Annotated in this window: 11 protein-coding genes; 9 read left to right on the top strand and 2 right to left on the bottom strand. The window is 58.6% G+C overall.

The features are described 5' to 3' along the window. Window positions 1–373: 373 nt before the first annotated feature. The 4 genes from AC07VY_RS11635 (at window position 374) to AC07VY_RS11620 (ending at window position 5423) form a co-directional block, all read left to right on the top strand. The gene (locus tag AC07VY_RS11635) at window positions 374–883 is read left to right on the top strand and encodes a cytochrome b (RefSeq protein ID WP_495097382.1); all 510 of its coding nucleotides are present in this window, start codon (window positions 374–376) and stop codon (window positions 881–883) included. A gap of 122 nt (window positions 884–1005) precedes the next feature. After that, window positions 1006–2355, top strand: coding sequence for a hypothetical protein (locus tag AC07VY_RS11630; RefSeq protein WP_495097383.1), 1350 nt, complete (start codon window positions 1006–1008; stop codon window positions 2353–2355). Window positions 2356–2372: 17 nt separating this feature from the next. After that, complete coding sequence (locus AC07VY_RS11625) at window positions 2373–2774, top strand: c-type cytochrome (RefSeq protein WP_495075238.1); 402 nt, start codon at window positions 2373–2375, stop codon at window positions 2772–2774. Window positions 2775–3677: 903 nt separating this feature from the next. Further along, complete coding sequence (locus tag AC07VY_RS11620) at window positions 3678–5423, top strand: methyl-accepting chemotaxis protein (protein WP_495075239.1); 1746 nt, start codon at window positions 3678–3680, stop codon at window positions 5421–5423. Window positions 5424–5614: 191 nt separating this feature from the next. On the opposite strand, the gene AC07VY_RS11615 is transcribed toward AC07VY_RS11620, so the two are convergent. Then, a complete protein-coding gene (locus AC07VY_RS11615; protein WP_495075240.1) occupies window positions 5615–6619 on the bottom strand; it encodes a TorF family putative porin in 1005 nt (334 codons plus the stop codon). 182 nt (window positions 6620–6801) lie between these two features. On the opposite strand from AC07VY_RS11615, the gene AC07VY_RS11610 reads away from it, so the two are divergent. The 5 genes from AC07VY_RS11610 (at window position 6802) to AC07VY_RS11590 (ending at window position 10459) form a co-directional block, all read left to right on the top strand. Beyond that, window positions 6802–7488 (top strand): SOS response-associated peptidase, encoded by a 687-nt coding sequence (locus AC07VY_RS11610; protein ID WP_495097384.1) that lies wholly within the window; start codon window positions 6802–6804, stop codon window positions 7486–7488. 1 nt (window position 7489) lies between these two features. Continuing rightward, window positions 7490–7915 (top strand): TIGR02594 family protein, encoded by a 426-nt coding sequence (locus tag AC07VY_RS11605; RefSeq protein ID WP_495075242.1) that lies wholly within the window; start codon window positions 7490–7492, stop codon window positions 7913–7915. Between the two features lie 18 nt (window positions 7916–7933). After that, the gene (locus AC07VY_RS11600) at window positions 7934–8854 is read left to right on the top strand and encodes a lactate/malate family dehydrogenase (RefSeq protein ID WP_495097385.1); all 921 of its coding nucleotides are present in this window, start codon (window positions 7934–7936) and stop codon (window positions 8852–8854) included. A 94-nt stretch (window positions 8855–8948) separates the two neighbouring features. After that, window positions 8949–9476, top strand: coding sequence for an Mpo1 family 2-hydroxy fatty acid dioxygenase (locus AC07VY_RS11595; RefSeq protein WP_495097386.1), 528 nt, complete (start codon window positions 8949–8951; stop codon window positions 9474–9476). Then, window positions 9473–10459, top strand: coding sequence for an ABC transporter substrate-binding protein (locus tag AC07VY_RS11590; protein WP_495097387.1), 987 nt, complete (start codon window positions 9473–9475; stop codon window positions 10457–10459). The genes AC07VY_RS11595 and AC07VY_RS11590 overlap by 4 nt, the downstream gene beginning before the upstream one ends. 80 nt (window positions 10460–10539) lie before the next feature. Here the strand turns inward: AC07VY_RS11590 and AC07VY_RS11585 are convergent, their stop codons facing one another. Next, a complete protein-coding gene (locus AC07VY_RS11585; RefSeq protein WP_495097388.1) occupies window positions 10540–11442 on the bottom strand; it encodes an NADP-dependent oxidoreductase in 903 nt (300 codons plus the stop codon). Window positions 11443–11462 lie beyond the last annotated feature (20 nt).

The following is an 11462-nucleotide window of genomic DNA, read 5'->3' as shown; positions in this document are numbered from 1 at the left end:
TCCCTACCTCCTCAAGAATGAGGAACGCAAACATGCAAATCACGCGCCAGCTCGGGACTTATTCAGCGTTGCCTTAAGCATGTGTAAATTTTCTTTGCGTCTGCTGTAACTTTTTTGTGCCATGTCTGCACTCACGCGAAAGCGTGCCTGGTCAGGCCTTCAATCCCAGAGTGGATAGCTGCACTTCAGAGCATGGTTCTATTTCGGTCATTGGCAGTTCATTGAGATGGGGTGTGAATGAAGATGATGTGCAAGGGATTTTGGGATGTCACCGTTGCATGACCTGCAGCACTGTAGGTACAGCAAGCAACGTTCATTTGTTTTTAGTATGAAAAACCACACTCCGACATCCGTCACAACACGGCCATGGCCCATGGTGATGCTGCACTGGGCCACTCTATTGGCTTTATGCGCAGGTGTCTCAATTATCTGGATACGTGACGTGGCCGATGGGCGCGCGGCGCGTTTCTGGCTCATGGAAGCACATACCCATATTGGGTTGCTCGTACTGGGCTTGTGGGTGGCTCGCATAGTAGTGCGCATCAGGTTTCCGCGGCTACCCGTTATTGGTTCCCAGTCCCTTGTTGTTCGCGTTGCAGCGGGGTTCACCCATGTCTGTTTGTATGCATGGTTGTTGGCATTGCCTATCTTGGGATGGGCCTCGATCAATGCGCACGGCAAAACGGTTGACCTGTTTGGTTTGCCTTTGCCGTTACTCGTGGGTTCTGACGATGACCTGGGCGATGACTTGCTGACTTGGCACGTAAATACAGCGTGGATGCTGCTTGCCTTTGGCATCGTGCATGCGTCGGCCGCCCTGTGGCACCACTTTGTGATGCGCGATGCCTTGCTGCGGGCGATGTTGCCACGGCGACGGCGATAGAGGTCCTGCGTTCGGGGCTGTAGCTGACCCCGGCATAAAGGTCTGCGCAGAACGCCACGCATTACCAATTACTACTGACCCCTGATCTTTTAACGTAATTTCCCAAGAACAAGGATTTGCCCATGCTGATATTTCTGCGTCGACACCTGAAGCGTCTGTTCATGACCTTTACTATTTCCAGTGGAGTTGGTGTCGTGCTGCTGCTTGTCAGCAATACGGCACATGCCTTACCCAGCTTTAGCCAACAAACGGGTTCAGAATGCGCTGCCTGCCACATGGGTTCATATGGCCTGAACCTTACGCCTTTTGGTGCCCGTTTCAAGGCTGGTGGGTTTGTTGATTCCGATGGGAATGGGACCAAAGTCCCATTGTCCGTGCAGCTCCTGGCAGAGCAAGTGAACCCCGCAAGAGGGCCCACACAAACCCGCTTGTCAGAAGCGGATCTCTATTTTGCGGGCCGGTTGTCTGACCATGTTGGAGGTATTGCCCGCCTGAGCCGGCGTGATGACGGAACCACCGTCAAGACGACACTTGAGAATGTGGACCTACGGTATTCGCATGACGTCAAATGGGGCGAAAAAGAAGCTGTTGTGGGGCTGAGCCTGAACAATAGTCCCACTGTGCAGGACCCCGTTTCCGTATTGCCTGGCCGTGGATTTTCTGCTCCCAGTACCGATGGAACTTTGCTCAATCCGGCTAGCACCCACCATCTGGCTAACCGGGTGCTGGGCTTAACCGCTTATGGACTCTATGACCAGACCTGGTATGGCGAACTTGGCAGTTATCGCTCCATGTCGGTGTCTACCCAGGATCGTCTTGGTTTTGATCCGGCCGGCGACCCAGGCAAACTCAGCGGTACCAGTTATTGGCGACTGGCTTACATGAAAGATCTGAAGACGCAATTCTTTTCGATGGGCTTGGTGGGGTTTAACGCCACGCGCCAACTCGATCGCAGCGGACCATCGGACGGCATCAAGGACATAGGCATCGACCTGAACTACCAGTACCTGGGAACCCGTGACCACATGGTGCAGGTACGCTATGCCAACATTCTGGAGAAGCGCAACTACGGCAGCACACCGGCCAGCCCATTCATACCTGGTTTGCTTGCCAGTTCCACCGGGCGCAGCCGGGATCAAACACTGGTCCTTACCTATGTGTACAAGCAAACCTATGGGCTCACGGTGGCTCGCCTCATGGGCACGGCCCAGGAAGACGCCGTTCGTTTCTTGCCCTATGGCAAGCCAGACACGCACAGCACGTTGGTGGAGGCCTCCTGGATTCCATTCGGAAAAGAGGATTCCTGGGGCGCGCCTTGGGCGAACTTGCGACTGTCTGCCGGGTGGTTCAGATTCAGTAAGTTCAATGGCAGCAGCACCGATATTTTTGGTACTAATTTCGGGTCCGGGGCACCGTTGACGAATGCCAAGGATTTGAATCAGTTTTCGCTGACTGCACGAGTCGCGTTTTAGACCAGGAGACTTCAGCAATGAACTATGCATTGACCGTCTTGGCCCTTGGCGTGAGAGGCATTGTTTTCGGATCGGTGCTGGTTGCGTCGACACAGCCTGTGCTTGCTGCAGGCGACGCCGTACTCGGCGCCAAAGTCTTTTCGGCTGAATGCGCTGAATGCCACAGCGTGAAAGAAGGTAAAAATAAGAAGGGGCCAACTTTATTCGCCACGCTGGGGCGCAAAGCAGCGACCCAGCCTGGTTTCGAGTATTCGGACGAGTTGCGCCGCACGGGATGGACCTGGAGTCAAGAAGCGCTGCGTAGTTATCTATCGCAACCAACGAAAAAAGCGAACCCCGGAAGCAAGATGAAGTATGAAGGCTTGTCCGACTCGAAAGAACTTGAGGATGTCATTTCCTATCTCGGTACATGCAAGTGACGAACGCGGGCTGTTCTTGCTGCGTCACAAGACATCGTAGGCGGTGTTCATCTTTACCTTTGAGGAAATGAGATGGGCATCGCCAAAGAGTTCGATGACTGCATGATTAAAAAGGTAGGAGCTTTGGCCAAAAAACTGATAGCCGAAGTTGTCGAGCGGTGAGCGATGAAGCAGAGGGGCGGTTTAATCAAGTTGCGGCTTGAGCGAGTCCAGCCTCGTAGTGGGCTTGTCTCTTGGGGGCTTCACAGCCAGGCGGCTGTTCACTGCGGAGGCACAGACCGTCAGTCACATTTCACAATTTTTTCCCATTCAAAACTAATGGAACATGAACCCGTTCGAGGTACGTCTAGTGCCGATCTATTGGGGCTGTCTCGGGAGTTGGCCAACGTCAGGGACTTGCTTGTAGAGCTTTCTCTCTCCCTGCAAGATGCGCGATTTAAGTTGGGCTGCGAATTGCGCGACAAAACAAATCGGCAATCGTTGGATTTAATTGATCAAATTCGTAGGCTTCAGTCCAGACCTTCAAATGGCTGAGAAAACGATGATTCGGTATTTCCGGCGACCCTGGGCGGTCGCGATCCTAGATGGTTTTGTCGTTCTGTTGCTGACGGTGGCACCAGAGCCCGTCATGGCCCTCGATGTCTTCGCAGTCAAATTGATCTTGGATATCTAACGCACTGTGCCGGAAGCCAACCGAGGTCTCTTGTTTTTGGGAAAAGGGGTGCTTCTGGCGGCGACGGCTTGAGCTATCCCTAAAGCATGGTGCTGGTTTTTCTAATCTCGCTTTGGCTCGCCAAACGAAGCAGGGGTGATTGGCTACGACGGTGGCTGTTCGTGGTCTGCATTATTGCTGCTGATGGTTGAAGCTCGACATCTCTCCTATACCCACACGAAATGTAAAAAATGAATCTATCCAACTTTAAGATCAGCACCAAGATTGGAATGGGCTTTGGCATCATCGTGGCCTTGGTTTTTGCGCTGGGCACGATGGCGTTGATCCAACTCGCAAACGTGGCACAAACTGCAGAGCAGCTTGCAACCAATGACTTGCCCAGTGTCCAGGTGTCGGGGCAAATAGGAAATTTGGTCGGCCAGCTCCGCCGCCTTGAAGCACGCCATGTCCTCTCTCTCGATACCAAAGCAAAAGACGAAAGAGAAGCGGATATAACTGGCATTCGCAAAAAGCTGGTGGAGTTGGAGCCCCTAGCGGTGACACTATTCAATTCCGACTTCGAAACCAAGGCATGGGCTAGCTACAAAGAGCACCGTGATGCATGGTATGCGCAGTGGGACAAGTTGCGCCCTATTTCCCGCAAAGGCCCTGAAGCAGCAGAGGACGCCATAAAGATATTCGAGGGCGATTCGCTAAATGCCGTAAATGCCACGCTCAAAGATATCCAAGACTTGAGTGACTACAACAAAAAAGAAAGCGACTCCTCGTGGGAAGAGGCGAAGGCCACCTACGGTAACGCCCGCCTGATGGTGCTTGCCAGTATCGCTGTCGCTGTGGTCATGGCTGTTGTCTTGGCCATTTTGATTGCACGCGCGATTGCGCGTCCGATTGGAGATGCCGTCCAGGCTGCCAACAATATTGCCCAAGGTGATATGACGATGGCATTGCATGCCCATGGGACGGATGAAACCGCTCAGTTGCTGCAAGCGCTGGAAGCGATGCGCTCTAGTTTGATGCTTGTGGTGGCCAATGTGCGCCAAGGGTCAGATAGCGTGGCGACAGCCAGCGCTGAAATCGCACAGGGGAACCACGACCTATCGGCCCGTACCGAGCAGCAGGCCAGTGCCCTGGAAGAAACCGCGGCCTCGATGGAGCAACTCAGTTCCACCGTCAAACACAACGCGGACAATGCACGGCAGGCCAATCAACTGGCGCTGAAGGCCAGCACGGTGGCTGTCAAAGGTGGTGATGCTGTCGCCCAGGTGGTGCACACCATGAAAGAGATCAACGACTCTTCGCGCAAGATCTCTGACATCATCAGTGTGATCGACGGTATTGCCTTCCAGACCAATATCCTGGCGCTGAATGCTGCGGTGGAAGCGGCCCGTGCGGGCGAGCAGGGACGGGGCTTCGCGGTGGTGGCATCGGAAGTGCGCAGCTTGGCAGGTCGCTCCGCCCAAGCGGCCAAAGAAATCAAGGAACTCATAGGCGCCAGTGTGGCGCGTGTTGAGCAGGGCACGGTGCTGGTGGACCAGGCGGGTGTCACCATGGCCGAGGTGGTGGGATCTATCAAACAAGTCACGGACCTCATGGGTGAAATCAGCGCAGCCAGTTCTGAGCAGAGTACCGGTGTGTCACAGGTTGGCGAAGCGGTGGTTCAGATGGACCAGGCCACGCAGCAGAATGCGGCGCTGGTGGAGCAAATGGCGGCGGCGGCTGGCAGCCTGAAGACCCAGGCCGAGGAGTTGGTCAGCACGGTAGCGGTGTTCAAGCTACCCGCTGGCACCAACGGTGGTGTACCCCGTCCTCGCTCGGTTGAACCTGTTGCCGGGACAGCCCATATGGCATCTCTTAACCGAGGTCTGAATGGCTCTGCGCAACACACCGTCGCCAGCAGCCGCCAGCTAACAGTGAAGTCCAAGGTATTACCAAGAACTGCATCATTACAAAGTGAAGGTGAGTGGGATAGCTTCTGATGTGCTAGCCCCATTTCGATGTCTTGCAGTGCACATCGGGTACCCTCGTTTTAATTGCATCACATTCAGTGTCAGATGATTTCCACTTTGCTGCGTGCGGGCGGGTTGATATTGGCCAGTGGTAAGAAAATCGTGGTTTGACACTGGCGGTATTTATTGCCGGTGTTTGGTGGTATCCCGGCGGAGCTTGGTTAAAAGTGCCAGGTGATCTGGCTTACCCAGCGGCTGTTCAGCGCGCCTTTCAGGCGTTCCTTGGCGGGGCTGGTGGCAACCATATACATAACGTCGAACTGCACCTCACCAAGCTGGTATGACAGCCCAACATTTCCGTAAGTGCGAGAGTCGTCTGCGAATGCTTGCAGATCGTAGTAGCCAATGCCTGCGCTGGCAGTGAATCCATGTGCTAGTGGCAGTCGGCCAACAAGGTCGTACGCCAGTGTGCGCGTGGATTGAAGCGTCCCCAGGGTTGCGTGCGGCGACATGGCAATCGAAGCGTATAGGCTATCCCGCCAACCCGCCGTCAATGCAAACTCCTGGTAGTCCATACGCTGGGTGATTGGGCTACCCAAAGACTGGTAGTGCGACACCATAACCCGCGCACTCCAGTTTGGCTCGATGCGCCAGCCGTATCCCGCATCGGCAACGAACTGTGCGCCTGCCGGACTACCTTCTCCAAACCCAGCAAACCTGGACAGCGCCACATCGGCAAATGCGCCTGAACCCGCATTCCAACTGGCTGCGGCTTCTGTGTATGGATGCCCATCGCTCAACTCCAGGCCACGCAGTACCTTGTCACTTGCTGCACTGAGCTTAAAGTGCCAATTTTCGGCACCGGCACAGGCGTAGCTGGGGAGTAGCAAGGCCAAGATCGGGAGCAATCCCCGGCATATAGCGCTGTTCTTATGGCTTCGCAAAGCAGAAAACCAAGAATGTATCCACGGCCTGCTGCATAGCGAGATTGTTCCCCGGCCGGTGAACTGCGCAATGGAGCCGCCGACGCGGAACCAATCCAGTGGTCCGTTGGTCAGGCCGAGAAATTTCCATGTTGCAAGCTTGGGATTTTTCGCATTGAACAGTTTGTATTTGACGAAGGCCGCCAGGTGGTTCGCCCGGGCGTTCATTGCTGGCATCTCGTCATTCTCGACGAGGTTTTGCCACTTGCAGCTGCCATTTCTTTGACCTTGCCCTTGTTTCATGTCGTGCTCAGGCGTTCGATTACGCGGCCTTCTTATTTTGTGCCTCGTGCTAGAGCAACGCGAATTGCATCGCGCTGAGACATCCCGCATTGGATGCAATGCTTCGCAGATTGTAGAAAGTTAGCCAGTAAAGAGCCGTGGCTTCGATGCTGTGGCCAGGGCGCCCTTGCTACCATCCCGGCATGAGCACCCATTACGAGTCCCTGCAGCAAGCTTCCGCCTACGGCGATGCCTTCAATGTCGAAGCACCCACCAACCTGGGGGAGCGCCATATGTGGCCGCGCAAGCCGGGTTTTTGCATCCGTGCCGTGCCTACCGAGGCCGGTGCACCGCCCCAGCGCGAGCTGTTGCCCGCCCAATGGGGCATGGTGCCGCACTGGGTAAAGTCGGCGTCGGACGGCAAGCTGCGTGCGCCCAAGCTGGTGGTGGCGCGGTCTGAGACGGCGTCCACCTCGCAAAACTTCCGCGATGCCTGGTTGAACGGGCAGCGCTGCATCGTGCCCATGCAGGCCTTTTTTGAGGACGACTGGCGCAGCGGCAAGGCCGTGGCGACGCGCGTCGCGCGGGTCGATGGGCTGCCCATGGGTGTGGCAGGCTTATGGGCCCAATGGACTGGCCCGGACGGCACCGTCCTGCTCAGCTATGCCCTGTTGACGGTGAATGCCAACAGCCACGCGCTGCTGCGCCGCTACCAGCAACCGGGTGCCGACAAGCATATGCCGGTGATCCTGAACGAGGGCGCGTATGACGCCTGGCTGGGTGCGCGCGTGGACAAGTCCAAGGAGTTCATGCGCCAATACGCGGCGAATTGGCTGGCGGCCAACCCGGTGGAAACCAAGGCCGACAAAGTACCCAAGGGCCTGTTCTGATATGCAGCCCGAAGCTATCTGGATGCCGGTGGCCTGGGCCGAGATGGGGGTGCAGACCTACCCGCCGGGCCAGAGCAACCCGCGTGTCACCGAATACCACGGCCACACCAATATTGCAGGCTATGACGACAAGGCCTCGTGGTGCTCGTCGTTTGTGAACTGGAGCCTGGCCCAGGTAGGTATTGCCGGCACAGGTTCGGCGCTGGCGCGTTCCTGGCTGGACTGGGGTGTGCCGCTGCAGGTACCGGTGCCGGGTTGCATTGCCGTGCTGTCGCGCGAGGACCCGGCGGGCTGGAAGGGCCATGTGGGTTTCTTCCTGCGCGCCGATGCCGAGCATGTGTACTTGCTGGGCGGCAATCAGCTGGACGCGGTGCGTGAACATTTTTACCCCGTGGACACGGTGCTGGGTTACCGTTGGCCTGCGTAATCACTCTGGGGGCAAACCATGGCTGAGCGTTCTTCCATCGGCATCATCGGCACTGGCTGGGTGGGCACCAGCGTGGCCATGTCGGTGTTGCACAGCGGTGCGGCCCAGGAGTTGCTGCTGCATGACGCACGGCCCGGCCTGGCCGAGGGCGAGGCCATGGATCTGGCCCAGGGCTCGGCCTTTTACCCTTCTGCCGCTGTGCGGGCGGCGGCGATCGAGGACATGCACGGCACCCGCGCCATCGTCATCGCGGCTGGCAAGAGCGGCAGCCCCACCCAGACCCGGCTGGACCTGTTGAAGGAGAACCTGGCCATTCTGCGGGGCATCGCCGTGCAACTGCGCGGCTACCAGGGCGTGGTGGTGGTCGTCACCAATCCGGTAGATGTGCTGGTGTGCGACTTTGCCGAGGTGTCGGGGCTGCCACCCGAGCGCGTCATCAGTACCGGCACCATGCTGGATACGACCCGGCTGCGCCAGATGCTGGGGCAGCAGCTGGCGCTGGATGCGCATTCCATCCACGCCCAGGTGGTGGGCGAACACGGCGACTCGGAGGTGGTGCTGTGGTCTGGCGCGGACATCGGCGGTGTGCCGCTGCGCCAATGGAGCGGCTGGCAGACCGAGCACGAGTCTCGCATGGCCCACGCCGTGCGCACGGCTGCCTACGAAGTGATTCGGCGCAAGGGTTCGACCAACCATGCCATTGGCCTGGTGACAGCCTCTCTGCTGGCGGGCATGCTGCGCGACGAGCGGCGCGTGCTCACCGTGTCGCGGGTGCAGAACGGGGCCTTTGGCGTGCACGGCGTGGCCTTGTCCTTGCCGTGCATCGTGGGCGCAGGCGGCGCGCTGCAGGTGCTGGAGCCGGCCCTGGATGCGGTGGAGCGTGCGGCGCTGGCGCATTCGGCCGAGGTGCTGCGGGCTGCCCGGGCCTCCGTGGCGTAGCCCGTGCCGCAGTGTTCATCTATCATCTTTTGCACCTGCAGCGCAGATTCTGCAAGCGCAGGGTGCTATTGATTTTGAAGTGCAGGAGCGAGCGATGCGAAATCTGGTAGAGCAGCTGTCCACCTATGCCGCATACCACCGGCATCCGCGCAATGTCCTGATCCATTGCGTGGGCATTCCGCTGATTGTTGTGGCGACTGCGGTACTGTTGTCACGCCCTTCGATCTTCGCCATGGGCTGGGCGTTCACACCCGCGCTGGCTGTGGCAGTGTGTGCAGCGGCCTACTACCTCTGGCTGGACCTGGGTTTGGGCTTGCTGATGGCGCTGCTGCTGGGATTGGCCGTGTGGTTCGGGGCTTGGAGCGCGGCCCTGCCCACGCCGACCTGGCTGGCCATAGGCCTGGGTGGATTCGTTGTGGGCTGGGTGCTGCAAGGGGTGGGCCACCTGATTGAGGGCCGTAAGCCCGCGTTTGTGGACGATTTGATGGGGCTGGCCATAGGGCCGCTCTTTGTGGTGGCCGAGGTACTGTTTTGGCTGGGATTTCGCCCCGGTCTGCGCAGCGCGCTGGCGGCTGCGGCGGGCGCGGATGCATTGCTTATCGAGGACAAGGACGCAAGTTGACCAAGATCAAATTCTGGATGCGGACATGGGTGCTGGCGCTGGCGCTGGCCGCCTGCTGCTGCCTGGTGGCTGGCGCAGCTGCGCAGACTCTGAGCCTGGGGGTATCCGACGGCCCGGTGTCCCTGCCGATTTATGTGGCGCAGGCGAATGGCTACTTTGAACGCGAAGGCCTGGGCCTGTCCACCCGCAGCTGCAGCAGCGGCCGCGATTGCTACAAGCTGATGGCCGAGGGGACTGTGCAGCTGGCTACCGCCGCCGAGTTGATCGCCACGTTGAACAGCTTCACCCGCCAGGACCTGGCATTCATCGCCTCCATCAGTGCGTCGTCGTCGCAGATCAAGATCGTGGCCCGGCGTAGCGCGGGTATTACGGCGCCGTCACAGGTCGCCGGCAAGCGCGTGGGCACGGTGCAGGGAAGCTCGGCCGCGTATTTTCTGGGCCGCTGGCTGGCTCTCGATAACCCCCGCGGGCGAGACAGCACCATCGTTTCCATGGAGCCGGGCCGTATCGCCGCCGCATTGCAGCGCGGCGAGATTGATGCGGCTGCGATCTGGGAGCCGGTGGCCAGCAATGCGGCCGCCGCCTTGGGCTCGGATGGTGTGCTGTTTGAAAACCCGGGGCTGTACAGCCAGCAGTTTGGCTTGATCACCAGCCGCGCGCTTATCAAGACCCGGGAGGCGGATCTGCTGAAACTATTGCGCGCCTTGCAGCAGGCCGAGCGCTTCATTGCCGAGCAGCCCCTGAAGGCGCAGCAGGTGCTGGTAGCCCGCCTGGGCGTGACCTCGGCCCAGGCTGCAGCTCAGATGCGTGAGCATGACTTCCGCCTCGGGCTGGATTTCTCGCTGATAGACACCATGGACAGCCAGGCCCGCTGGGCCATCCGCGAGATGCGGGTGCAGCCCCGGCCGGACACCCTGCTCAACGTGGTCGATCCGGCCCTGCTGCGCAAGGTGGCGCCTGACGCCGTGCAGCTGGGGCGCTAGGTGGGGCAATGCTGATCTGGGCTGCCCATGGCAGAGATCGAACGCGATAGATGCGGTCTTCTAGGACTTTGAACACGTTCTTAGTGCTTCAGCACGATTTTCCCCTGTACCCCGCTGGCGATGGCGTTTTGGGCTGCGCCAATGTCACTCAGTGACAAGGTCTTGGCAATTGGGATGCTCAACCTGCCCTCGGACGCGGCTTTGAGCACGGCATCCAGCGTATGTGCATCGCTGCGGTGATAGATCTCGTGGATAGTGACGCGATTGTGGGAATTGGCACCTTCGGGGATGGGAACAATGCTGGCAACCTGGCCGCCATTTCGTACATGGCCAATCAGATTTCCGGCAGCTGCAGGTGCGGTGCTGATGGCAAATTCGAACATTGCCGCGGTGGGTGTTTGGGTGATATCGATAGCCTCGCCGGTCAGCGCACGTGCATCGGAAAGCCTTTCGGGCCGCACCCCTGCCACTGGTTTTGCGCCGATCTCCTGTAGATACTGGATTGCTGCGCGGCCAACCATGCCGAGTGCACCAGAAACCAGGACGCGGTCACCCGGTTTGACGCCCAGAGCATCCACTGTTTGCCGGCCGGTGAGTCCCGCTTTGACCAAGGATGCGCCCTGCTCGAAAGTCAGGTTGGCCGGGAGCTTCGCAACGGACGAGACCGGCAGTACACCGTATTCCGCATGGGCGCCCTCGCCATTGGCCGGAAAATCGGCTACCACCCTGTCACCCACGGCCAGTCCGGTCACGCCTGAACCCAGTGCTGCAATGGTTCCTGCAGCGTCTCCGCCCAAGACAGCGGGAAATTGCAGGGGAATGAGGTGGGCCATGTAACCCTGGCGGAGGATGAGATCAAATGGGTTTATCGCAGAGGCTTCGATCTTGATGAGGACTTCGCCGGCTTGCGGTTTGGGCGTCGGTATTTCATCGATCACGAACTGGTCGATATCGCCATAGGCATTGAGAAGGGCAGCTTTCATGTGTTAATTCCTTGAGGTTG

The sequence above is a fragment of the Rhodoferax sp. GW821-FHT02C08 genome (assembly GCF_059421805.1).
This window is presented reverse-complemented; position numbering and strand designations above follow the sequence as displayed.